Annotated in this window: 19 protein-coding genes; 7 read left to right on the forward strand and 12 right to left on the reverse strand. The window is 66.0% G+C overall.

Features of this window, described 5'->3' with window-relative positions:
* Window positions 1–159: 159 nt before the first annotated feature.
* Both L1787_RS03905 and L1787_RS03910 read right to left on the reverse strand, forming a co-directional pair.
* A complete protein-coding gene (locus L1787_RS03905; protein WP_235707227.1) occupies window positions 160–2727 on the reverse strand; it encodes an HWE histidine kinase domain-containing protein in 2568 nt (855 codons plus the stop codon).
* On the reverse strand, window positions 2724–3410 hold the full coding sequence (locus L1787_RS03910) for a biliverdin-producing heme oxygenase (RefSeq protein WP_235707228.1): 687 nt from the start codon (window positions 3408–3410) through the stop codon (window positions 2724–2726). The genes L1787_RS03905 and L1787_RS03910 overlap by 4 nt, the downstream gene beginning before the upstream one ends.
* A 504-nt stretch (window positions 3411–3914) precedes the next feature.
* Here L1787_RS03910 and L1787_RS03915 point away from each other — a divergent pair.
* Window positions 3915–6095, forward strand: coding sequence for a putative bifunctional diguanylate cyclase/phosphodiesterase (locus L1787_RS03915; protein WP_235707229.1), 2181 nt, complete (start codon window positions 3915–3917; stop codon window positions 6093–6095).
* Between the two features lie 88 nt (window positions 6096–6183).
* Here L1787_RS03915 and L1787_RS03920 read toward each other — a convergent pair whose 3' ends face one another.
* From L1787_RS03920 to purL, 4 genes are all read right to left on the reverse strand, one after another.
* Window positions 6184–7338 carry a WD40/YVTN/BNR-like repeat-containing protein gene (locus L1787_RS03920; RefSeq protein WP_235707230.1) on the reverse strand — a complete coding sequence of 385 codons (1155 nt, stop codon included), beginning with the start codon at window positions 7336–7338 and terminating at the stop codon, window positions 6184–6186.
* Between the two features lie 194 nt (window positions 7339–7532).
* Entirely contained in the window at window positions 7533–7871 is a 339-nt protein-coding gene (grxD, locus tag L1787_RS03925; protein WP_235707231.1) for a Grx4 family monothiol glutaredoxin, read from the reverse strand.
* 29 nt (window positions 7872–7900) lie between these two features.
* On the reverse strand, window positions 7901–8137 hold the full coding sequence (locus tag L1787_RS03930; protein WP_235707232.1) for a BolA family protein: 237 nt from the start codon (window positions 8135–8137) through the stop codon (window positions 7901–7903).
* A gap of 22 nt (window positions 8138–8159) precedes the next feature.
* Window positions 8160–10349: a phosphoribosylformylglycinamidine synthase subunit PurL gene (gene purL / locus L1787_RS03935; protein ID WP_235707233.1), complete on the reverse strand. Its 2190-nt coding sequence runs from the start codon at window positions 10347–10349 to the stop codon at window positions 8160–8162.
* A gap of 75 nt (window positions 10350–10424) precedes the next feature.
* On the opposite strand from purL, the gene L1787_RS03940 reads away from it, so the two are divergent.
* Window positions 10425–12548 carry a mechanosensitive ion channel family protein gene (locus tag L1787_RS03940; RefSeq protein WP_235707234.1) on the forward strand — a complete coding sequence of 708 codons (2124 nt, stop codon included), beginning with the start codon at window positions 10425–10427 and terminating at the stop codon, window positions 12546–12548.
* A gap of 62 nt (window positions 12549–12610) precedes the next feature.
* On the opposite strand, the gene L1787_RS03945 is transcribed toward L1787_RS03940, so the two are convergent.
* The 3 genes from L1787_RS03945 to L1787_RS03955 are packed head-to-tail and all read right to left on the reverse strand — an operon-like array spanning window position 12611 to window position 15863.
* Window positions 12611–13438: a VOC family protein gene (locus tag L1787_RS03945; protein ID WP_235707235.1), complete on the reverse strand. Its 828-nt coding sequence runs from the start codon at window positions 13436–13438 to the stop codon at window positions 12611–12613.
* Between the two features lie 35 nt (window positions 13439–13473).
* A complete protein-coding gene (locus L1787_RS03950) occupies window positions 13474–14157 on the reverse strand; it encodes a DsbA family oxidoreductase (protein ID WP_235707236.1) in 684 nt (227 codons plus the stop codon).
* Window positions 14154–15863 carry an extracellular solute-binding protein gene (locus tag L1787_RS03955; RefSeq protein ID WP_235707237.1) on the reverse strand — a complete coding sequence of 570 codons (1710 nt, stop codon included), beginning with the start codon at window positions 15861–15863 and terminating at the stop codon, window positions 14154–14156. The genes L1787_RS03950 and L1787_RS03955 overlap by 4 nt, the downstream gene beginning before the upstream one ends.
* A 284-nt stretch (window positions 15864–16147) precedes the next feature.
* Here L1787_RS03955 and L1787_RS03960 point away from each other — a divergent pair, with 284 nt between their 5' ends.
* Window positions 16148–16765, forward strand: a complete 618-nt coding sequence (locus L1787_RS03960; protein ID WP_235707238.1) for an invasion associated locus B family protein — start codon at window positions 16148–16150, stop codon at window positions 16763–16765.
* A 112-nt stretch (window positions 16766–16877) separates the two neighbouring features.
* Here the strand turns inward: L1787_RS03960 and hspQ are convergent, their stop codons facing one another.
* Window positions 16878–17207 carry a heat shock protein HspQ gene (gene hspQ, locus L1787_RS03965; RefSeq protein WP_235707239.1) on the reverse strand — a complete coding sequence of 110 codons (330 nt, stop codon included), beginning with the start codon at window positions 17205–17207 and terminating at the stop codon, window positions 16878–16880.
* Between the two features lie 288 nt (window positions 17208–17495).
* The gene (locus L1787_RS03970; protein WP_235707240.1) at window positions 17496–18569 is read right to left on the reverse strand and encodes a lysophospholipid acyltransferase family protein; all 1074 of its coding nucleotides are present in this window, start codon (window positions 18567–18569) and stop codon (window positions 17496–17498) included.
* A 328-nt stretch (window positions 18570–18897) separates the two neighbouring features.
* Here L1787_RS03970 and L1787_RS03975 point away from each other — a divergent pair, with 328 nt between their 5' ends.
* Window positions 18898–19845: an AEC family transporter gene (locus tag L1787_RS03975; RefSeq protein ID WP_235707241.1), complete on the forward strand. Its 948-nt coding sequence runs from the start codon at window positions 18898–18900 to the stop codon at window positions 19843–19845.
* Window positions 19846–20198: 353 nt separating this feature from the next.
* Window positions 20199–21134 carry a glycosyl transferase family 90 gene (locus L1787_RS03980; protein WP_235707242.1) on the forward strand — a complete coding sequence of 312 codons (936 nt, stop codon included), beginning with the start codon at window positions 20199–20201 and terminating at the stop codon, window positions 21132–21134.
* 15 nt (window positions 21135–21149) lie between these two features.
* On the opposite strand, the gene L1787_RS03985 is transcribed toward L1787_RS03980, so the two are convergent.
* Complete coding sequence (locus L1787_RS03985) at window positions 21150–22343, reverse strand: UbiH/UbiF family hydroxylase (protein ID WP_235707243.1); 1194 nt, start codon at window positions 22341–22343, stop codon at window positions 21150–21152.
* An 88-nt stretch (window positions 22344–22431) separates the two neighbouring features.
* Here L1787_RS03985 and L1787_RS03990 point away from each other — a divergent pair, with 88 nt between their 5' ends.
* Window positions 22432–23415: a quinone oxidoreductase family protein gene (locus tag L1787_RS03990; RefSeq protein WP_235707244.1), complete on the forward strand. Its 984-nt coding sequence runs from the start codon at window positions 22432–22434 to the stop codon at window positions 23413–23415.
* Window positions 23412–24599, forward strand: a complete 1188-nt coding sequence (locus tag L1787_RS03995) for a M20/M25/M40 family metallo-hydrolase (RefSeq protein ID WP_235707245.1) — start codon at window positions 23412–23414, stop codon at window positions 24597–24599. Before L1787_RS03990 ends, L1787_RS03995 begins: the two co-directional genes overlap by 4 nt.
* Window positions 24600–24609 lie beyond the last annotated feature (10 nt).

The raw sequence follows: 24609 nt of genomic DNA on the forward strand, positions 1-24609 counted from the left end.
AATCATAGGCGTTCGGTGATGACGATCCGGCAAGGTCGCACGGAATCGCGGAAAACGGGCCGCACGGCTGGAAAAAGCCAAGACCGGCCGACCCGCGTCGCGCCCTCGTTTTCGGCGAGGCGGCGGCGGAACGGATCGTTCGGTGCGGCGTTTCGCCCGTCAATCGCCGGTGCGTTTCGCCACGCGGGCGAGCATTTCCATCACCGTCGCGGCCGAATAGGGCTTCTTGATCGACGGCGTACCGGGGGCGGCCTCGTCCGGTAGGGTCAGCGTTTCGCCATAGCCCGTCGCGAAGACATAGGGCACGCCTTTCTGGTTGAGCGGCTCGATCAGCGGGAAGCTCGTCTCGTTGCCGAGATTCACGTCGAGCATCGCGACGTCGATATGCTCTTCCATGACGATCCGCATCGCGTCCGACAGGCTCATCGCGGTAAAGACGCGGGCGATACCGCCGTCGAGCAGGAACTGCTCGGCATCGAGCGCCATGATCATATTGTCTTCGACAAGGAGCGCCGTCAGCCCGGCAATGGCCTCCGTCGGCGGCACTTTCGGTGCGGGCGGCGGCGAGGGGGCGGCGTTCGAGGTGCCCAGCGAAACGACATTCGACGGCAGCACGAAGCGCGCCTCGAGGCCGGTAAGGCGCCATGACAGTGTCGCCTCGCCGCCGAGTTCGTGCGGAATCGAGCGCTCGATGATCGCCGATCCGAAGCCGCGGCGGGACGGCGCCTGGACCGGCGGACCGCCGCTCTCGCGCCAGTCGATCGTGCAGCAGGCATTGTCGTCGATCCGCCAGTCGACGTTCACGACGCCGAGCGAATCGGACAGCGCGCCATACTTGGCCGAGTTCGTCACCATCTCGTGGACGACGAGCGCGATCGTCGAGAATGCCTCCGCGTTCACCAGGATCGGCGGGCCGGTCAGCATAAAGCGGCCGGCTTTCTCACCGACATAGGCCTGCGCTTCGGTGCGCACGAGATCCTCGAGGCTGCGCGCGGCGAAGGCGGAATCGGTGATCTGATCGTGCGCGCGCGCGAGCGCCTGGATGCGCCCGCCGATGATGGTGGCGAAGTCGCCGATCGAACTCGCGCTGCCACGGCTTTGCAGGACGACGGCGCGGATCAGCGCCAAAATGTTGCGGACGCGGTGATTGAGCTCGGCGATCAGGAGCTCTTGCCGCTGCGAGGCGACGTCACGCAGGCGTTGGCTCTCCTCGTTGAAGCGCAGCAGCACTTCCATGATCGCAACGCGCAGCGCCTCGGCGGACTTGCGCTCCGAGGCTGTCCACGGCGCGGACCGGCCGCGCACGGTCTCCTGCCACGCCTCGAAGCTCTTGCGCGGGGTGAGGCGGGGCCCGTTGGGGCCGAAGGTCGTCTCCTTCTGGGACGGGTCGCCGGCCCAGGTCACGGTTTCCACCAGCTCGCGGCGGAAGAAGATGAGATAATCCCGCGGCGTGCGCGAGATCGGGATCGCGAGGAGCCCCGCCGCGCGGTGGGCGAATTCGTCCGCCTTCGGATAGACCGCGCTGATTTCATCCGTCGCGTAGACGCGGCTTGCGGCCGCCCGGTTCAAGAACCGCGCGAGCCCCGGCATATCGTCCGCGAAGGGGCACGTGCCGACGGAGCGGACGTGGCCCTCCGACCATACGGCAAACCCGTCGGAGGGGATCATCTCGCGAAAGTCGCCGGCAAAATCGACCAGCTCGTCCGGCGAGGGCGAAGTGGAGACGAGGCGGCCGACCACCTTGTCGTGAAGTTCGCGGGCGGCTTCTTCGACTTCGCGCATTTCCTTGGCGCGCCGCCCCTCGATGACGAGGGCAACGATCTGGCCGAACAGTTCGAGCGTCGAGCGCAGCTCCATCGAAAGCCGGCGCGGGGCATAATGATGGAGCGCGAACAGCCCCCACAGCTCGCCGCCGATCACAATGGAGATCGAGAAGGACGCGCCGACGCCCATATTGGAGAGATACTCGATATGGATCGGCGAGACCGCGCGCGTCACCGACAGGGACAGATCGAGCACCTCGCCGTGTGGATCGATGCCGGGGACGACCGGGATCGTGTCGCCGTTGACGTCGGCGATGATGCGGCTGCGATTCTTGACGTAGAGGCGCCGGGCCTGCGCCGGAATATCGGTCGCGGGATAGTTGAGGCCGAGAAAGGGCTCGAGCCCGCTGCGGGCCGATTCGCCGATGACGTTGCCCGATCCGTCCGGCGCGAAGCGGTAGAGCATGACCCGGTCGAACCCGGTGACGGCGCGAAGCTGGCGAACCGCCTCATTGTAGAGCGCGCCGAGCGTCGAGCAGCGTTCGATCCGCCCGATCATCGTCTTCACGAGCGTGCCGGAGTTGATGGGCGAGGGGACGAAGGGTTCCGCCTCGATCACGATCGAATGGCCGGAAATGCTGACCGCGAGGTCGAATCGCTGGCCGTGGCCGAAGAGATCGATCCCGAAAATCCGCTCCGAGCCCTCGCCGGGTGCGAGGCCCTGGAGCCGATCGCGGATGGCATGGATGCTCGAACCCGGCAGAATCTCCTGAAGCGGCAGGCCGAGACAATCCTCCGCCGCGCGGCCGACGATCTCACCGAGATTGGCCGAAACGTGTTGGACCATCCAGTCCATCGAGACGGCGACGAGATAGCCGAATGGCTGGATGCGACCAAGGAGATGGATCGGCTCGCGGTCGCAATTCGACAGGTCGACGGCGTTGATGTCAGGTTCGTCAGTCATGTGTCAGCGCCGATTGCGAATGTGCTCGCCGATTGAAATAGATTAAAAGCCGCTTGCGCCGCACATGCCACTCGCGCATAATCCGAAAGTCGGATTTGTGCGGCCAGTTCATCGAACGCGGCAAAAACCGGCCCTGGCGACGCGGCGGCGTTGAGATATGCCGTTCCGGGGCGCGCGGTCGCGTCGACGCCAAAAGTGTCATCGACAGGGGTGGCCGCAGACGGATCGCCCGTCGATCGGGACGCGCCTCGTCGTGCCCATTCCTTCAGAATCATCCGCGCTCCGAGACGTGAACCGTCGAGGACATAGACGACGCCAGCGGCTTCCGCCACTGCCTCGTGCATCGGCCACGCGCGGCCGACATCGGACACGATCGGTTCCGTCGGAAGTGGCGTCAGGCCGAGCGCTTCCATGTCCGCGCCGAGTTCATCGTCGAGCGGGCGGCGCAGCGGGAGGATCGCCGGCGGAACGGCCTTCGCGAGCCAGGGCTCCAACACAGTGTGGCAGACATGGTTCATCCGCACGAAGGCGCGATAAATCTCGGTTTCGGACGGGTCGGCCACCGCCTCGAAGCGGCGGTCGAGTTGCGCGTGTGAGGAGGCGGTGGCTTCGCGCAGATGGCGACGGAATTGCGCGGGATCGGCGACAGACACGGCGGCAGGTGGACAGACGGATTGCAGCATTCACGACCTATGGGGCCGCCGCGGGGAACAACGCAAGCGCACCCGATGGAAGACGACGACATTTAACTTCCCCCGAAGCCTACCTAGGGCGCTTTCATCAATTGTCTTCAAGCATGCGGCGCTGTTATCCAAAATAAGGGTGTGGCCGCCGATATGACGCACACAAGCGGCGTTGGCCCCGTACATCCTGGTTTCGAGCGGTCCGCCGGCCGTCAGCGGAGCAAATGGAGCCGCAACATAATTCTTAGAATATACCTGGTATATTAACGGCATCCCATTCAGCAGGGCACGCGTAGCCTGTGAATACGTGCGGCGTCCACCTTAAAGTGCGGCGACGCGGCCCGTGATCTCGTTCGCAGGCAAAGCCTCATGGCGATAGGAAGAGGCTTTTATTGCTGGATCTTTCCTTCTCGATTTGCCAAGTTCGGGCGATTGAAACGGCAGGCCAGCGGCCCCGATCCTCATGATCGGCCCGGCCGAGGCCGCGCGAGCGACGAGGTGGGCGTGTCGCCAGCTCCTTATCCGGTTCCGGCGAACGAAGAGGCGCGGCTGAAGCTCCTCGCCGAGTATCATATCGTGGATACGCCGCCGGAAGAGGAGTTCGACCTTCTGGCAAGGCTCGGCTCCCGCCTGTTCGATGTGCCGATCGTGCTCATCAGTCTGATCGAACGCGACCGACAGTTCGTGAAGGCGAATGTCGGCTTGGACGTGATCGAAACGAGCCGCGACACCTCCCTCTGCCAGTACGCGATCTTGCAGGACGAAATCCTCTTCGTCCCGGACGCCACGAAAGACAGCCGCTTTTCGGCCAATCCGCACGTCCTCGCGGCGCCGTTCGTCCGCTTCTACGCGGCCAAGCCGATCAGTGCCCCGACGGGGGAGCGGATCGGGGCCGTATGCCTGATCGATACGAGCCCGCGCGAGACGTTCTCCTCCGAGGACCGCAAGAATCTCAACGATCTCGCCAAGCTCGTCATGGATCAGATGGAAATCCACCGTCTCGATCATGCCCGGACGGTGAGTCAGGCCCGTTTCGAGAACATTGCCGCGGCTTCGGCCGATGCGATCATCTGCTTGAACGCGCGCGCGCAGATCACCTTCTGGAACCGCGCCGCGAAACGCCTGTTCGGTTACACCTTCCCTGAGATCGTCAACCAATCGTGCGACGCGATCTTCATCAATGGCGCACAGGCGATCCTGGAGCACGAGGAGAGCGCGGGAACGGACGACGCGGAGGAGGGGGCGGCACAGACCTTGGAGCTGATGGGCCTTCGCAAGGATGGCACCGAGTTTCTGGCCGAGCTCACGTTTTCCACCTGGAATGATGGCCGGTGGATGACCCTCGGCGCGATCGTCCGCGACGTGACCGAGCACCGCAAGGACGAGGAGCGCCTCTTCCGCCTCGCCGCGCGCGACCCGCTCACGGACCTGCCGAATCGCGGCGCATGGCGCGAATGCATTATGGCGACCTTGAGCGCGGAGGAGGCTGCGACGGTCTTCCTCCTCGATCTCGACGGCTTCAAGGCGGTCAACGACACGCTCGGTCATTATGCCGGCGATCTCGTGTTGAAGGACGTCGCCGCCCGGCTCCTCGCCGCGTGCAATGAGGCTCGGATCGTGGCGCGCCTCGGGGGCGACGAATTCGTGGTCCTTTATCTCGGTGAGGAGGAGCGGCGGGCGCGGGCGCTCGCGGCGAATATCGTGGCGATCCTGTCCGAGCCTTACGACATCATGGGCGAGCGAGTCGAAATCGGCGTCAGTGTGGGCATCGCCCTCGCGCCGGTCCATAGCGTGCAGGGCGAAGACCTTCTCGGCGCGGCCGATCTCGCCCTCTACCGCGCGAAGGCCGCCGGCAGGGGCCAGGCGCAGATGTTCGAGCCCACCTTTCGCGAGCTCGCGACCGCGCGGCGCAATTTCGAGCAGGCGCTTCACCGCGCTTACGATAATGGCGAGTTCGAGCTGTTCTATCAGCCGCAATACGAGCCCGGCAGCGGGCGGATGACGGGGGCGGAGGCGATCCTCCACTGGAACCATCCCGAACGGGGCTGCCTCGCGCCGGGTCATTTCATGGAGGTTCTGCGCGACATTCCGGTCGCCACCCGCACCGGGGAATGGGCGCTGTGGCAGGTCTGCGAGACGGCGGCGGCGTGGCGCAGGACCGTCCCGGATCTCAAGATGGGGATCGATCTCTTCGAGGCGCAGTTCCGGTCCGGGCGGCTCGTCCGCTCGGTCGAGGCCGCGTTAGAGGAGACCAATCTGCCGCCCGAGGCGCTGGTGCTCGAGGTCGCCGAATCGATCCTCCTGAAGGCCGATCCGATGACGGTGGGGCTGCTACAACAGCTCAGCGAAATCGGCGTCTGTCTGGCGTATGACCATTTCGGAACGGGCGTCGAATCGATCGCGCCTCTGCGCCGGCACCCGCTGTCGATCCTCAAGATCGACCAATCCCTCCTCCGCGCCCAGGAGGCGCGGGATCCGGGCGCCTCCGTCGTAACCGGCATTCTTTATCTCGGCGATCTTTTGGGGATGGACGTGATCGTCGACGGTGTCGAGACACGGGCCAACCTCGACGCCTTGGACCCGGCGAGCCGACTGATGGTGCAGGGTACTCTCTTCGGTGCGCCCACGAAGGCCGACGCGCTCGGTGAGATCTTGTCGCCGAACGGCGCCGCCGGCCGCGCCTAGCGATCCCCCCACGCACGGCCGATGACGGATGCTCGATGCCTGGGCACGCCGCCGCGCCGATGCGGGGGCGGGGCCCCGCTCTGCGGGCTTAGGTGAGGACTTCGACCGAAAGCACCGTCGGAAGATGGCGGGCGATCTCGTCCCAATGCTCGCCCTCATCGGCGCTCATGAAGATCGAACCGCTGTTGGTGCCGAAATAGAGCCCGGCCGGGGTCAAAGGGTCGCCCGCCATCGCCTGACGGAGAACGGTGAAATAGCAGGCCGTCTGCGGTAGTCCGTCGCGAAAGCCCTCCCACGTCGCGCCGCCATCGCGGGACCGCCAGACGGCGGCGGCAGCCTCCGGCGGAAAGCGGCCCGCCATGTCCCCGTTGAGCGGAATGGTCCAGATCGTATCGGGGTCGCGCGGGTGGACGCGGATCGGAAAGCCGAACATCGACGGGAGCCCGGCCGAAATATCGTCCCAGCTTCGCCCGCCATCGTTCGAGCGCCACACGCCATGATGGTTTTGTTGATAGAGCCGATCGGCATTCCCGGCCGCGCGCATCATGTTGTGCACACAATGGCCGATCTCGCCGCCTTCGGGGCCTGCGGGGTGGTGATGCTCGGCGGTGGCGCCTTGGTTGGAGAGGCGGTTGCGCCGGTCCCAGGTCGTCCCGCCGTCCTCCGTCGCGAAGACGCCGGCGGCGGAAATGCCGATCCACATCGTGCCGGGATCGCGCGGATGCGGCACGATGGTGTGGAGGACGAGGCCGGCACCGCCCGGATTCCACGTCTCGCGCGAGGGATGGTTCGCGAGGCTTTCGTTCACCGTCCACGACGCGCCGCCGTCCTCGCTCTTCAAGAGCTGGGCTGGTTTCGTCCCGGCATAGAGCGTGCCGTCGGCGAAGGAGAGGCTCCAGATCTGCGAGAAGGCGTCACCGAACGGAAGGGGCTCGTCGGTCCACCCGATCATCGCGGCGAAGGCGGCGTCGCCGGCGGCCCAGCCGTCCATCTCGCCCTTCGTGAGGCGCGTCAGCGACCAGGTCTGCCCTCCGTCGGACGTCGACCAGATGCCGGCGCCGTGAAAGTCGCTCCCGCCGCCGGCCCAGATCCGGCCGGTCGCCGGATCGCCGACGACATGGTTGATCGGCCATCCATCGCAAAAGGGCCCGCTGACCGTCCAACCGGAGCGATCCGCTCCGCCCGAGACCAGAAACGCGCCCTTGGTCGTGCCAACGAGGACCGTGATGCCATCGACCGACATGAGACCACTCCGATGCGCTGCTATGGCGTGCACCTGCTGAGCGAAACAATTATCACGGGTTCAACGAGAAGGCGAAGCGGTCCGTGCGGTCGAACTGGGGGCCTCACGCCGATGCGGCGCGATGCCTTCAATGCCTTGGCGCAACGCGGATGGAGGCACGCCCGCCGACCACGAGGCCGGCGGGCGGAATCAGCTCAGGCCGCGGTGTCGCGGATCGAGATCCCGGCGTTGGTGAAGTGCTCCTGCAACTCACCGGCCTGGAACATTTCGCGGATGATGTCGCAGCCGCCGACGAACTCGCCTTTGACGTAGAGCTGCGGGATCGTCGGCCAGTTGGAATATTCCTTGATGCCGCTGCGGACGGCGTCGTCCTCGAGGACGTTCACCGAACCATATTGGACACCGAGATAGTCCAGAATCTGCACCACCTGACCGGAAAAGCCGCACTGCGGAAAGTTCGGCGTGCCCTTCATGAAAAGGAGCACGTCGTGGGCCTTCACGGCGTTGTCGATCGTCTCGTGCACGTTACTCATGCCAATTCCTCGAGGGTTTGAGGATCAATCTATGCGTCGGGCGCGACGGTTTGTAGGGCGAGGGCGTGCAATTCGCCGCCCATGCGCCCCTTGAGGGCGTCGTACACCAGTTTGTGTTGCGCGACGCGGGTCTTGCCCCGAAAGGCTTCCGACACCACCGTCGCGGCGTAATGGTCGCCGTCACCGGCGAGGTCGCGAACTTCCACCCGCGCATCCGGCAGCGCCTCGCGAATGAGGCGTTCGATCTCGTGTTGATCCATGGCCATGGCCGGTCTCCCGTAGCGAGCGTTAGGCGGAATGGCGCGCCATGTACGACGGCATCCACCCTTCATGCGCGGACTTCAATTCCGCGCACGATACACTGAAGCGGCCCTCCACGGTCAAATTCTCGCCGCCCACCATGCCGATCGGCGCAATCGCCACGCCCGCAGTGATCGCGGCCTGCAGGAGCGCCTCGGGTTTCGCGGTGGACAGGACATATCGTCCCTGATCCTCGGCGAAAAGATAGATGTGGAGCGGGTCCGGAATCTCGAGTGTCGCGCCGAGGCCGGAGGCCATCGCCATCTCGGCGAGTGCCACGCCTAGCCCGCCCGCCGACACGTCGTGGCAGGCCGAGACGAGACCGCCGCCGATCGCCGCGCGCACGAAATCGCCGTGCCGCTTCTCGCGGTCGAGATCGACGGGGGGCGGCGGGCCGGCGCGCCGATCGCGCGTCACGTCGAGATAGAGCGACTGGCCGAGATGGTCGCCATGACCGCCGACGACGAAAATCGTCTCCCCGGCGGCGCCGAAGGCGAGACCGACGCGCTTGTCGATGTCGGCGAGGCGGCCGACGCCGCCGATCGCGGGCGTCGGCAGGATCGCCGCGCCGTCGGTCTCGTTGTAGAGCGAGACGTTGCCGGAGACGACGGGGAAGGCGAGGGCGCGCGAGGCCTCGCCGATCCCTTGGATGCAGCCGACGAACTGGCCCATGATCTCAGGCCGCATCGCGCTGCCGAAATTGAGGTTGTCGGTGATCGCGAGCGGCTCGGCGCCGACAGCGGTCAGATTGCGCCAGACCTCCGCCACAGCCTGCTTGCCGCCCTCGACGGGATCGGCCTGGCAATAGCGGGGCGAGACGTCGACCGTCATCGCGAGCGCGAGCGGGCCGTCACCGATCCGCACCACCGCCGCGTCTCCGCCGGGACCGGCGGCGACGTTGCCGGAGATCACGTTGTCATACTGCTCCCAGACCCAGCGCCGGGACGAGCCGTTGGGGCTGCCGACGAGATCGACGAGCGCGGCGGCGACGTCGTTCGGGGCTTCGAGGTCGGCGTCTTCGAGCGGGGCGGGGGCGGGCGGCGCGGTATAGGGGCGGTGATAGACGGGCGCCTCGTCGCCGAGCTCCTTGATCGGCAGATCGGCCTCGACGCGGCCTTTGTGGGTGATCTTGAAGCGCAGATCGTCGGTCGTCTCACCGACGATCGCCGAATCGAGCGTCCACTTGCGGAAAATCGCCTGCGCCTCTTCCCAATGCGCCGGGTCGAGCACCATGAGCATCCGCTCCTGGCTCTCCGACAGCATCATCTCGTAGGCCGTCATGTTCTCTTCGCGGCAGGGAACATTGTCGAGGTTGAGATGGATGCCGAGATTGCCCTTCGCGCCCATCTCGACGGCGGACGAGGTGAGGCCCGCCGCACCCATGTCCTGGATCGCGATCACCGCGCCGGTCTTCATCAGTTCGAGGCACGCCTCGAGGAGGCGCTTGCCGGCGAACGGGTCGCCGACCTGAACGGCGGAGCGCTCGGCCTGGTCCTCGGTCTCGAACGTCGCAGAGGCCATCGTCGCGCCGTGGATGCCGTCGCGCCCGGTCTTCGAACCGAGATAGACGACAGGCCGGCCGACGCCCTCCGCCTTCGACAGGAAGATCCCGTCCTGGCGCGCCAGTCCGACAGCCATCGCGTTCACGAGGCAGTTGCCGTCATAGGACGGATCGAACTCCACTTCGCCGCCGACGGTCGGAACGCCGAACGCATTGCCATAGCCGCCGATCCCCGCGACGACGCCGGCGAGGAGGTGGCGCGTTTTCGGATGGTCGGGCGAGCCGAAGCGGATCGCGTTGAGCGTCGCGATCGGCCGCGCGCCCATCGTGAAGACGTCGCGCAGGATGCCGCCGACGCCGGTGCCGGCGCCTTGATAAGGCTCGATATAAGAGGGGTGGTTGTGGCTCTCCATCTTGAAGACCACCGCGAGCCCGTCACCGATATCGACCACGCCCGCATTCTCGCCGGGCCCGTGGATCACCTGCGGCCCCGTCGTCGGCAGCGTCTTCAGATGCGGGCGGGAGGATTTGTAGGAACAGTGCTCGTTCCACATGGCCGACACGATGCCGAGTTCGGTCAAGGTCGGCGTGCGGCCGATCAGCGTCTTGAAACGCTCATACTCGTCTTCGGTCAGACCATGGGCCCGCACGAGATCCGGCGTGATATAATCTTCCATGGCCCCTCGCATACAGTTGTCACGGCGCTTATGGGCGCTAGGCCAGCGCGTCAAGGCGAAGAGGATCGCAACGCTATGAAGGTCGTCGTCCTCGCACTCATTTTCAGCATCCTGAGCGGCGGCGTGATGGCGCAGTCCATCCCCGGCGTCCCCTCCAAAAGCGGCGGTTCGGACGGTTCGAGCGGCCTCGAGCAAGCGGTGAAGACGCTGGAGGCGGCGGGCAACAACGTCTTCATCGTTCCGGCCGCGCCGACGGCCGCCACGGCGCCGACCATGGCCCCGATGGACAAGATGTTTCAAGCGAGGATGGAATTTGCGAGCCTCGTGCGCAATATTCCGCACCTTCCGGGCGATATCGCGAACGGCTTCCGAACCGTCGGCCGCGGCTCGATCACCTGGCTCGCGACCACGATCCTCTATATTGCGCTGACGCTGATGGTGGGCGCGGTCGCCTATCTCTATATGGCGCGGCTATTGAACCGGGTCGTCGGGGTGATCGGAACGGCGCCGCTCGATACGCGCGCAGGTCGGGTCGGGTATGCGCTTTCGGTGCTGCTGCGCCATCTCGGCGGCGCGGCCGCGCTTCTTGCGGCGGGCACCGTGACGCTCGCGATCGTGCAGCCGCAACCTTCGCCCCAGCGGGCGACGATCTTCACCGGGCTCCTCGCCGCGACCCTCTTCCTCGCGCTGCGCGCCGTGCTCCTCGCGGTCCTTGCGCCACGGGAGCCGCATGTGCGCCTCGCCCCGTTCGACGATGCGCTCGCGCAAGCTCTCTTCCGCCAGCTTCTGGGCGTCCTCCTGATCGCCGATTTCATCGGCTTCTTCGCGATCAGCTTTTCCCATCTGCCGCTCGCGCAGGCGAGCCGGCAGACCCTCATCCTCATCCCGGCGACGGTCTCCGTCATCCTCTTGTCGGTGATGGTGGTCATCCATCGACGGGCGATCAGCAGGGTGATCCTCGGCAGGCATCCACGGCCGAACGGCCTGCGCCGCTTCCTGTCGATCGTGTGGCCGGTGCTCGCGATCCTCTATCTCGTCCTGTCGCTGAGCAACACGGTCGCCCGCCTCACGATCGACGGGGTCTATAGCGCGGGGCCGGTCGTCGCGCCGATGGTGGGGCTCGTCGCGGCGCTGGTCGTTGCCGGCCTTCTCATCCTCCTCCACGATCAGCGGCTGAAGACGGGAATCGTCCACGCGGCGTGGACCGACCTTTATGAGCGCGTCGCGATCGGCGTCTCGGCGATCATCGGCTTCCTGGTGCTCGGCGCGGTGTGGGATGTCGAGCGGACGGCCTGGGCGGACAAGGCCGAGACGCTTCTCGGCGTCGCGACGGTCGCCCTCATCGCGTGGGCGGCGTGGCAGGCGGTCCGCCTGTGGGTGACGATCCGGCTCGAGGACGAGGCCGATGCGGGCGGCCATGACGGGGAGGGGGAAGGCTTCGGCCCCGGCGTCTCCCGGCTCGCGACGCTCCTGCCGATCTTCCGCAACGTGATGCTCTTCTTCATCGTCTCGGTGTTCGTCATGGTGGTTTTGTCGACGATGGGGGTTTCGGTCGCCCCGCTCTTCGCCGGCGCCGGGATCGTCGGCCTTGCGATCGGTTTCGGCTCGCAGACCCTCATCCGTGACGTCTTCTCCGGCGCCTTCTTCCTCCTCGACGATGCGTTCCGCCGCGGCGAATATGTGCAGGTCGCCGGGATCGCGGGCCAGGTGGAGAAGATCTCCGTCCGCTCCTTCCAGCTCCGCCACCACGAGGGGCCGCTCCACACCATCCCGTTCGGCGAGATCAAGCAGCTCACCAACTTTTCGCGCGATTGGGTGATCATGAAGCTGCCCGTCCGCCTCACCTACGACACCGACGTCGAACTCGTCCGCAAGCTCGTCAAGAAGCTCGGCCAGGAGATGATGGCTGATCCCGAACTCGGGCACCTCTTCCTCGAGCCGCCGAAGAGCCAGGGCGTCGTCCAGATGGAGGATTCGGCGATGATCATCCGCATCAAGTTCAAGACCAAGCCCGGCGACCAGTTCCTGGTGCGCCGCCACGTCTACCAGCGGGTGCGGGAAATTTTCGCCGAGAACGACATCCACTTCGCACACCGCGAGGTGACGGTGCGGGTCGCGGGGACGGACGATGAGGAGGTGCGCCGCCGTGCGGCGATGGGGGCGGTCATCGCCGCCGAGCAGGAGGACACCGCCGCCTAAGCGGCGGCGGATTTTTCGGTTCCATATTGGCGCCTGAGCGGCGGCGGCCTTCTCTGTCCTGTTCAGGCGGGCACGAACCGCATCGTGATGCCAGCGCCGCATTCGGGCGGCACCGTGAGGCTCGCCGGCTCCGGAATGTCGGCGTCCTCGAGGACGGCGCGCGTCTTGCCGAGATCGCCCGACAGGAAGACGAGCGCGGCAAGGCTCGGCTCGGTGGACGGCGGCGGTCCGTAGGCGTCGCCATAGGCGGCGGGGGTCATGAACTCGACGGCGGCGTTGCCGAAGTCCATCGTCACGCGGCTTGGCTCCACCTTCGGCGCGGTCGGGGAGAGGTGGCCCCAGCGCGCGGCGATCATGTCGAGATCCTCCGCGACGCCGATGATCGACTTCAGCCCGACGACGGCGTTCGACTGATCGAGAAAATCGGGCCGCCACACGACATCCGGGGTGAGATGCTCGCACACGAAAGCGTGCGCGCCGGGGGTCGCCTTGTGGGCGATGTTGGTCGTGCGGAAGGACGCCTCGTGCGTGCCGTCGGCGAGCTCCACCGGGCGGGAGAAGGCGTTCATCGCCTCCGCGCCGATGCCGGCTTCGGCAAATTCGTCGAACGCGGCGGCGGCGTCGGTCGTCTTCATCGCGACACCATAGAGATAGCGGTGCGCCGCGAGGGCGTCGCGCAGCGAGGTGTTCCACTCGGTCGGCGCGGTCACGCCGAGGATCTCGATATAGGTGCCGTTCTTGAACACCGCGGTCGCGTTCGCCGTCCCTTTGTGGGCCGAGTGGATGCCGCGCGGGGTGAGGTGGAAGCCGAGCCGCGTCAGCGCGATCTCCCCCTCCGACAGATCGTCGACCGCGATGATCGTGTGGTCGACGCCGTTGATCGTCTTCATGATGTCAGCTCTCGTTTCGGCATCCCGCCCGCCGCTCAGTGCGGCGCGGCATTCTCAAGGCGTTCCGCGGCGACCTGGCGGATCGCGTCGGCAAGGATCTCGGCCGGCTGCGCCCCGCTCACCGCATAGCGACCGTCGAGGATGAAGCAGGGAACGCCCTGCACTCCGATCGCCTGGGCGTGCACGATTTCCGCTTCGGTCTCGGCAAGGTCGGCGTCGGAGGCGAGAAGGCGGCGCACGACGTCGCCGTCCATCCCCGCATCGGTTGCGGCACTGACGAGTGTCTCGCGCTCGGCAAGGTTCGCCCCTTCGACGAAATAGAGCTGGAAGAGGCGCTCCACGACCGCATCCTGCACGCCCTCGATGCCGGCCCAGCGGATCACGCGGTGAGCGTCGAGGGTGTTCGGGGAGCGGGTGATCTTGTCGAGGGCGAAGGGAATGCTCTCGGCCGCGCCGGCCTCCTCGATCGGACGATAGCGTTCGGCCGCCTTGTCCGCGCCGCCGAATTTTTCGGCGAGATATTGCTGCCGGTCCTTGCCTTCGGGCGGCAAGGTCGGGTCGAGCTGGAAGGGCAGCCAGTTGACCTCGACATCGACGTCGGAGGCCGCCTCAAGGGCTTTTTCCAGCCGGCGCTTGCCGATGAAGCACCAGGGACACATCACGTCCGAGACGACGTCGATGCGCAACGGTTCGATCGCGCTCGTGTCGATTTGGCTCATGGGTTGACCCACCATGTTTCGAGTTCAACGCCGGAAAGGCTCTGTTTGTTCGGGACGCCGAGCCGGCTCGACCGGGCGACCCACTGCACCGGCGAATGGTAAAGCGGAATGACATAGACGCCGGACAGAAGCACTCTGTCGAGGGCGTGAACGGCGTCGGTGAACGCCGCGCGATCCGTCGCGGCGAGCATCTCCGCGATCATCGCGTCGATCGCGGGATCTTTGGCGCCGGCATAATTGAACGAGCCCTCGATGTCCGCCGCCGCCGCGGACCAGCGGTGCGTCTGCTCGTTGCCGGGTGAGAGCGACGTAGGCCAGAAGACGCGCGCCATGTCGAAATCGAAGGCGAGCATCCGGGCGTTATATTGGCTGGAATCGACATAGCGCACGCGCGCGTCGATCCCCACTGGCCGCAGGAGGCGCTGGAAAGCGAGGGCAAGGCGTTCGTCGTCCCGCGTCGCGACGAGGATCTCGAACGAAAATGGCGCGCCGCTCTCGTCGAGGAGCCGCCCGTCCCGGATCCGCCATCCGGCTTCGGCGAGGAGGCCGAGCGCCTCGCGGATCTTCGCCCTGTCGCGCCCCGATCCATCGAGCGTCGGGGGCGTCCAGGTCCCTTCGACGATGCTCTCGGGAATACCGTCGAGATAGGGGGCAAGCATCGTGCGCTCGGCCGCGCTCGCCGGGGTTCCGGTCGATTGCAGCTCCGAGCTCGCGAAATAGCTCGTCGTGCGGCGCAGCGCGCCATAAAAGAGCTGCTCGTTGATCCAGGGAAAATCAAAGAGGTGGTTGAGCGCCTCGCGCACGCGGATGTCGTCGAACGGCGGGCGACGCGTGTTGAACACGAAGGCGAACATGCCGCGCGGGATGCCGGTCGGAACCTCCATCCGCACCGCGCGCCCGTCGCGGATCGCCGGAAAGTCGTAGCCGGAGGCCCAGCGCCCGGCATCGGCGTCGAGATAGAGGTCGATCTCGCCGGTCTTGAACGCCTCGAACATCGCGGTCTCGTCGCGAAAGAAGTTGAAGCGCACCTCGTCCGCATTGTAGCGGCCGGCATTGAGGGGATGGTCGTTCCCCCAATAATCCGGGTTGCGGCGATAGGTGATGCTGCGGCCCGATGCCACCGCGTCGATCCGGTAGGGCCCGGTGCCGACCGGCGGGCTGAGGGTGGTGCGGCCGAACGTCTCCGGGTCGGTGCCGTGCTCGGACAGGATCGGCATCAGCCCGAGGATCAGCGGCAGTTCTCGATCGTTGGCGTTCGGAAAGCGGAAGGTGATGGTGCGCGCGTCCGGCGTCTCGACCGTCTCGACCTTGGAATAATAGTTGCGCGCATAGGGCCAGCCTTGTTCGCGCAGGAGATCGAGCGTGAAGGCGACGTCCGCCGATGTCACCGGCTCGCCGTCGGAAAAGCGGGCCTTCTCGTCGATCGTAAACGTCACCCAATCGCGTTCGGGTGACATCTCGACGTCGGAGGCGAGGAGACCGTAGAGCGAGAAGGGCTCGTCATAATTGCGGTCGAGCAGGCTCTCATAAACGAAGTTGCCGTAGAGCTGATCGCGTAGTCCCGGCGCTTTCGCCCCGCGGGGGATCATCGGATTGAGCGAATCGAACGAGCCGAGCGCGCCGAACGTCATGCGTCCGCCTTGCGGCGCATCGGGATCGGCGTACGGCAGCGGCGTCTCCGGGCCGAGCTCCGGGTCGCCGTGCATCGCGATTCCATTGGCTGCTTGCGCTTGGGGCCCCGAAAGTGCAACCAACGCCGCGACGGTCGCGATGAGGCACGGGGTCACCAATCGACGCAGTAATGAAGCGGTCATATTGCGTATGGGCGTCACATTCACCATCGTCGCCCTCTCCGGGTACCGTGAGGTACGTGAATTATCGGATTCGTCATAGTCGCTCTTCTAGCCATTTTGGCCGACCCGGTCTAAGCGTTCGTGTGGACCGGGCAGGGCGCGACCTGCCACAAGCCATGAGTACGGGGGAATAGAGCATGCGTTTGGCAAAGATGTTCGCTGCATTGGCGTTCGCGACAGCGGCGGCCTTTCCAGCGGCGCCGTCGATCGCCCAGGAAGCATCCGACGACAATGCGTGGGTGAAGATCTGCAATCGTGATCCGCAGGCCAACAAGGAATTGTGCCTGATCACGCAAGAGCTACGGACCGATTCGGGCCAGTTTCTCGCCTCGGTCGCGATCCGCGAGGCCGAAGGTGAGGCGCGCAAGAGCCTGCTCGCATCGGTGCCGGTCGGGATGCTGATCCAACCGGGCGTGCAGCTTCAGATCGACGGGAACCAGGCCCAGCAGGCCCGTTACTCGATCTGTTTCCCGAACGCCTGCTACGCCGAGCTCGCGATCGACGCGGCATACGTCAACCGCCTCAAGGGCGGCGGCAAGCTGCAGGTCACGACCATGAATCAGCAGGCCAAGCCGGTCCGCTTCGACTTGACGCTGATGGGCTTCACGTCCGCCTATGATGGCAGCGGCATCGACCCGCAGGCACTCGAGCAGAAGCAGGCCGACCTGCAGCGCCAGCTCGAAGAGCGGGCCCAGGCCGCGCGCGATCGCCTCGTCGCCGAGCAGCGCCGCGCGATCGAAGACGCGAACCAGTAAGCCGGACAAACGAAAAGGGCGCCGCGATCGGCGCCCTTTTCGATTTCATCGGACGGGTCCGGTCGGCCCCGTCACGGTGTTTTATGGCGATCCCGCTGGGCGGGACGTCCAATCAGTGGAAGTTCGACGAGCGGGCGCAATAGGCGCCGTCGCGACGCTCGAACATGTCGCTCACCTGGGGGTGGCGCACGGGCTCACCCGTATCGTCCGGCAACAGATTCTGTTCCGAGACGTAGGCGATATATTCCGTTTCGTCGTTCTCGGCGAACAGGTGATAAAAAGGCTGGTCGCGCCGGGGACGGATGTCCTCGGGGATTGCTTCCCACCATTCTTCGGTGTTCGAAAAGGTCGGGTCGACGTCGAAGATGACGCCCCGGAAACTAAACACACGATGGCGGACCACTTGGCCGAGCTGAAACTTAGCCGTCCGAATTTTCTTCATGCGTACTGCCCAACTAGAGGTCGACGAGCGACCAAGACACGGGACCACAAACTCCGATCGGCCGGACGCGGCGGGGAGAGCACCGCCCCCTCGGCGTCGCTCTTCGAACGGCATCCGCATCGAGACCGATCACATTGCGTGTTGTGAATGTCGTCCACCCGTGTCTGGTTCGAATGCGAGCACAGCCTCGCGAAAGGCGGCGCTCTTAAACCTGACTAGGCGTACCGAGCACATGCGAACGGCGCAAGCCTGTGTTGACGGTGAGATAAGGCGCCGCGCCCGAAACTGCTAATCATTATGAACGGCGGGCTGCCTTGCAGCGGTGGCGGGCGGTCTCTCGTCGGCCGCCGACGGCGCGATTTCCGCCGACGGCGGGATCGACACCGATGCGCCATCGGACGCACTCGCCGTGTTGACGGTTAACTCTCGCCGATTTGAGCGGGCCCACTTGCGATGTGTCCACATCCATTGGGACGGTGTCTCGCGGATCCAGCGCTCGTAGACGTCGTGCAGGGCCTGGGTCGCCTCGGCGATATCCCTGTCGCGATCGTCGGTGACGTTGACCGGCACCTCTTCCAACATCGCCCGGAAATGAACGCCCTTGGTGCGCACCACGGCGCCGACGATGAGGGGCTTTCCCGCCATCCGGGCGAGCATTGCGGGAAGGGGCGTCGCGAACGCGGGGTGGCCGAAGAAATTGACGCCGATCCCGCGCTTTTCCCGAAAATCGGCGACGATTCCGACGCCGGCCCCCTTGCGGGCGAGTTGGATCAGCGTATGGCCGAGCTCGGGGCCTTTGCTGTAGAGCCCTTTCGGATAGGCGCTCTCGCGCATTTGGCGCAGATAGTCCTCGACCATCGGATTGTGGAGCTTTTGGTAGACCCCCGCGATCTCGAGCCCGGCCTTGCGGGGAAGGCTTCCCGCGATCTCCCAGTTGCCGAGATGGAGCGCGGCGGCGATCGCGCCATCGGCGACGCGGGCTTTATAGTGGTCGAAATCGGCGGGAAGCTCGACGCGGCTGATATCGTCGGTGAGGCGGTCGATCTGGAAGGCTTCGCCGAAGACACGGCCGAGATGGTGCCACATCGCCTTCGTGAGCGCGCGGATCTCGGCCTCGGACTTTTCCGGCATGGCGAAGGCCATGTTCTCCATCGCGCGCGTGTTGCGGCTCGTCAGCGGCATGATCGTGCCGAGGACGGCGCCGCCGATCGCCGACGCCGCGTCGACCGGAATATGGCGCAGCACGAGGCCGAGCGCGCGCGTGATTGCGTATTCGAGATACTGGCCGGCCGTGGGGCGTTTGCCGGCGCGTTGGCGCGTCTTGCTGTGCGGCGATGGCTTGGTGGCGGACGTGTCGTCCAAGGACGGCTCCTTTTATTGTCGCGTCGGCCCTGCAAAGTCGCGTCGGCCCGGCGATCCGGCGGGCGCGGATATGGTGCCGCGCGGCGCACGATGCCATGCGGCGTGATCGCCGCGGCAGGGGCGGGCGATCAACCCCATCATCGGACATGGAAGGGGAGCGGAAAAGGCATCGCGGACGATTTCACCCGCAGCCGCGCACCTTCCCGCCCTTTACGGCGAGGGGCGAGATGCCTTAACGCCGAGACATCCGGTCACAGGCATCGAGGGCGACCGGCTTTCCGACGGGCGATGGCCGCGCTCGGCAATGCGGAGCGACGCAGCGATCGCCATGGGTGACGTTCTTTCCCTGACCATCCCGTTCTTCGGGCTCATTTTTCTCGGCTTCGTGTTCGGGCGTATCGTGCGCCGGCCGGCGTCCGGGCTCGAATGGCTGAACATCTTCATTCTCTATCTCGCGCTGCCGGCGCTGTTTTTTCAGCTCATCGGCGAGACGCCCTTTGCCGAATTGTCGAATGTCGGCTTCATCCTCGCGGTCCTCGCCTCGACGCTCACGATTTTCGCCATCGCCTTCGCGATCGCGATGATCCGCAGTCGCTTCGATGTCGAGCGGGCGACGATCCAGGCCCTCATCGGCGCCTACTCCAACAACGGCTATTTGGGCCCCGGCCTCGCGATCTCGGCGATCGGTACCTCGGCGACGGTGCCGGTCGCGCTGATCTTCGCCTTCGAGAATATCGCCTTCTTCACGATCACTCCGATCCTGATGGCGCTCGGCGGCCGGCAGACCGAATCGGCCGGCGAGATGGCGTGGCTGATCCTGAAGCGCATCTTCACCCACCCGTTCATCCTCGCGGTGATCGCCGGAGCACTCGCCGCCGCCTTCGAATGGCGCCCGCCCGAGGCGCTCGACCGGCTCCTCACGATGCTGCGGGGCGCCGCCGCGCCGTGCGCGCTGTTTGCGATGGGGGTGACGGTCGCGCTGCAGCCGCCGCCGACGCGCAAGTCGGTCGGCGACATCTCGATCTTCCTCCTGATCAAGCTGATCGCGCACCCGGTAATGGCCTATCTGTTGGTCAGCATGGTCTCGGTGGATCCGGTGTGGCTGACCACCGCGGTGCTGATGGCCGCGATCCCGCCGGCCACGAACTGCTTCGTGATCGCCACCCAATATGGCCGCTTCGTCGACGGTGCATCGAACGCGATTCTCGTCGGCACGGCGGTCTCCGCCATCACGGTGACGGGGATCCTCTACGCAATCCGCTCCGGCGTTCTCTAGCCCGGCCAAGCGCCTTAGCGCGCCCGCGGTGCCTGGCGATCCGCCGTCCGCTCAGGCTGAGCCGGGGATGGCGAAACGCACATGCCTGCTATCCGGTCCCTCACCGCAAAGAGGGTGCTGCATCGCCGGTTGACTTATGGTATCGAAATCAAGGTCTTGTTCGATGTTCATGGGTTGATCGTGACGAAGCGAACAGATATTTGCACAAAAGAAATTGCGAAAGGTGTGTCGGGTTGAGTGAGGTTGTGCGCTCGGGGAAGGTCAAAAAGCATCAACGTTTGAAGGTTTATTTAGGAAACCTATCAAAGATTGATGCGATTCGCTTCAAGCCGACCCAGCGTTGGGAAGGTGTCGTGTGTTCCGTCGGCATGACGCTGGAGGAGTTCGCCGCGGACGCGCCGTTCGAGGCGGTGACGGCGGAGCGGATTTTCCGGGGTTATGTCGAGCCGCTCATCCGCATTCACGACGCGGCGGGCCTGAAGAACGACTTTCTCGTCGTCGCCGGCGACAACGCGAAAAGCCTCTATTTCCCGGCCTTCTGCAAATCCGGCCCGATTTATGATCCCGGCCTGCCGGTGCTGATGCGCCTCAACGCCCACCGCCATTTCGGTCCGGTGCGCGACATCCCCGAGAACGACATTCCGTTCCGGGAAAAGGACCGGCGTCTCCTCTGGCGCGGCACGACCACGGGGCGTTTCCATCGCACCAATCCTCATCATTGGGAGGATCGCGGGAGCCGCTATTTCATCATGCGTTTCAATGCGCAGAATGAAAATCCGAACATCGATATCGGCTTCACGGACATTCTGGACAACATCCGGCAGCGCCTCGCTGACGAGAGCGATGTCAACCTCGACGCGCATGTCCGGCCGAAAGTGTCGCTCGCCGAGCATCTTCAATCAAAATATCTGTTGTCGCTCGAAGGCAACGACGTGGCGACGGGGCTGAAATGGATGCTGGCGTCCAACTCGGTCGTCATCATGCCGCCGCCGTTAATCCAGACCTGGGCGTGCGAGGGCCTGCTCAAGCCGTTCGTCCACTATGTGCCGGTGCGCCAGGATCTCGCCGATCTCGAGGACGTCTATCAATGGTGCGTCGCGCACGATGACGAGTGTGAGGCGATCGCCGAACACGGCAAGGCGTTCATCGCCTCGTTCATGAGGCCGAAGCTCGAAGAGGAGCTGATGGTCCACCTCGCCGAGGCGTACGCCAAGCGGGTGATGATCGAACGCCCGGCGAAGGGGCAGGTCGGCGGCCACCAGCTCGAAAGCCAATCGGACGCCGCCTGACGCCCGCGCGACGCCTCAGCCGCCGAGGCCGAGGCGCATCATCGTCCGCCGCAGCGGGGTGATGCCGTGCGCGGCGGCGAGGCTCGCCGTCCGCAGCAGCGTCACCGGCAACGCACCGGACAGGAGCGAGCGGTTCAAGAGATCGACGCCGATCGTCCGGGTCTCGACATCGAGCCGCCGCTTGCGCGCATAGCGCGTCGGAAGGCCGACGAGATCGCCGGTCATCCTGGCCGCCTTCAATAGCCCGCCCAGCGTTTCGACATCCCGCAGGCCGAGATTGAGCCCCTGCGCCCCGATCGGCGGGAAGCGGTGTGCCGCTTCGCCGACGAGGACCACACGGCCTGCTCCGAGCTCCCGCGCGACGAGACCGTCGAGCGGGATCGCAGCGCGCGGGCCGTCGACGGACATGTGGCCGAGAATGTTGTGGGCGCGCGTCTCGATCAGCCGGGCGAGGGGGCCGGGATCCATCGCGGTGAGCCGCTCCATCGCCTGCGGCCGGCCGACCCAGACGAGCGAGGACCGATTGCCGGGCAGCGGCACCAGGGTGAACGGTCCGTGTTCGGTGTGGAATTCGGTCGACGTGCCGCCATGCGGGCGCTCGTGCGAGAGCGACGTGACGAACGCCGCTTGGTCGTAGCTCCAACGCCGCACGCCGAGCCCGGCCGCCTCGCGCACCAACGAATGGGCCCCGTCCGCGGCGATCACCAGATTGGCCTCGACATCGCCTTCGGGCGTGCGGATCCGGGCCGGCGCGCCGTCCTCGAAGGCGTCCGCGGTCGTCTCGATCCGCAGGGCGCCGGTCTCTTCGAGCCGGTCGTGGAGGGCGCGGTTCAAGACCTCGTTCGGAATGTTGAAGCCGAACTGGCTGCGGCCGATCTCATGCGAATCGAACGCGATTTCGGGCGCGCGGGGGAGGCGGCCCGTGTCGTCGACGATGCGCATCGTGATCAGCGGCGCCGCATTGTCCTCCACCCGGCGCCACACATCGAGGCGTTCCAACAGTTCGACGGCCGGCATCATCAGCGCCGTGGTGCGCGGGTCGTTGCCGAGCGCCGGCGCGACCAAAGCGACCGGCCAGCCGGCCTCGACGGCGACGAGTGTCGCGATCATCCCGGTCGGTCCGCCGCCGACCACGGCGATATCGACGGTGGCACGCTGTCCGTCCGCGCGCGCTCCGTCGATCACCGTCCCGTCATCCACCGTGTCCATCTGTCCCTCCGCCGTTCCCCCTGGGCCCGTGCCTTGATAGACCTTACGTCCAAAACTAACGTCCGCGATCGAAATGCGGAGAGGGAATATGACGCACGCTATCGTCGTTGAGGAACCCGGTGGACCGGAAGTCCTCAAGTGGAAGACCGTCGACGTTCCGTCGCCGGGGCCCGGGCAGCTCCTTGTGCGGCACACCGCGATCGGGCTCAACTTCATCGACACCTATTTTCGCACCGGCCTCTATCCGCCGCCCGGCGGGTTTCCGCTGATCATCGGCAACGAGGCGGCCGGCGTCGTGGAGGCCGTCGGCGATGGCGTCGCGAACTTTGCGCCGGGGGACCGCGTCGCCTATGCGAGCCCCATCGGCGCCTATGCCGAAACGCGCGTGATGCCCGCCGACACCGCGCTGAAGCTCCCCGACAGCGTGAGCGACGAGCAGGCCGCCGCCATGATGCTCCAGGGCATGACGGTGCGATATCTCGTCAAAGAGACCTATAAAGTGACGCCCGATTCGGTCGTCCTCTTCCATGCCGCGGCGGGCGGTGTCGGCCTCATCGCGGGCCAGTGGCTGAAATCGATCGGCGCGACCGTGATCGGCACCGTGTCGAGCGAGGAGAAGGCCGAGCTCGCCCGCGCGAACGGCTACACCCATGTCATCAACTACAAGACCGAGGATTTCGTCGCCCGCGTCAAAGAGATTACCGACGGCAAGGGCGTCGACGTCGCGTATGATTCGGTCGGGCAGGACACCTATCCGGGCTCGCTCGACTGCATCAAGCCGCTCGGCCTCTGGGTGCCGTTCGGCCAATCCTCCGGGCCGATCAAAAATTTCGCGCTCGGCGATCTGTCCTCCCACGGCTCGCTCTTCACGACGCGGCCGACGCTCTTCACCTATGTCCGCACGCGGGCGATGCTGGAGGCGAACGCGGCCGATCTCTTCGATCTCGTCGGCAGCGGTAAGGTGAAGATCAATGTCGGCACGACCTTCCCCTTGAAGGACGCCGCCGAAGCGCACCGCGCGCTCGAGGGACGACGCACGACGGGCTCGACCGTGCTCGTGCCGGACCGATGAGTTCTTCCTCTATCGAGGCCGTGGCCGACGAGGTCACGGCCGATGAGACGGCGCTTCTGAAGGCGCTCGTCGTCCGCCCTACCGAGAACCCGCCGGGCGACACCAACGCGGCGATGGAGTGGCTCGGCCTGTGGCTTCAGGACCGGGGGCACACGGTCGAGTGGCACCCCTGTCCGGCGCCGTTCGGCCGGCATTATGGCCGCGGCGAGGTGATCAACCTCGTCGTGCGCCACACCTTCGGGGCGGGGCCCACGGTGGCGCTCCACGCCCCGCTCGACACGATCCCGGCCGGCAGCCATTGGCGGCACGATCCGTTCGGCGCCGAGATCAAAGACGGCCTCCTGTTCGGCCGCGGCGCGCGCGACAGCAAGGCCGACATCGTCGCTTATATCTTCGCGTTCGAGGCGCTGATCGCCGATCCGGCGGGCCTCTCGGGCACGCTCGAACTCCACATCACCGCGGACGAGGAGAGCGGCGGCTTTCTCGGCCCCGCCTTCCTCCTCAGCCACCATCTGTCCGCGCCCGATGCGGTGATCGCCGCGGGAACGGCCTATCAGGTGATCGTCGGCCAGGAAGGCGTCCTCCATATGGAGGTGATCCTGCGCGGCCGGCAGGCCCACGCCTCACGCCCCGAGGACGGCCACGATGCGATGATCGCCGCGGTGGCGATCCTGTCCGCCCTCACCGACGGCGGGGCGGAGCGGGAGCCGCTGACGATCGGCCTCATCGAGGGCGGGCGCGGGGTCAATCTCGTCGCCGACAGGGTGCGCTTCACCATCGACCGGCGTTTGAAGGCCGACGATGACGGGGAGGCCGTCGAGGCCGCTCTGATCGAACGGATCTCGGCGGTTCCGGTGAACGCCAATGTCGAGGTCGAGTGCCGCCGGCTCCTCCTCGCGGAACCCGTCGAGCCGACCGAGCGCAGCGCACGGCTCGCCGACACGCTGTCACGCCATGCGGAAGCCGCGCTCGCCCAGCCGGTGCCCGTCGTCTCCGCCCCCGTGGTGAGCGGCGCGCGCCATTATGCGCTCGCGGGGATTCCGACGGCGCTCTATGGCGTCGGCCCGCCGATCGTCGGCGAGGCGGTGGATTTCTCGGCCGACGAGAGCGTCCGCCTCGGTGATCTGTCCCGCTCGACGAAGGCGATCATCGGCGCGGTGCGGGAGCTCCTCACCGCGCCGTGACGCGCCGCGC

It is taken from the genome of Acuticoccus kalidii (assembly GCF_021556395.1).
In the GTDB taxonomy this organism is placed as follows: domain Bacteria; phylum Pseudomonadota; class Alphaproteobacteria; order Rhizobiales; family Amorphaceae; genus Acuticoccus; species Acuticoccus kalidii.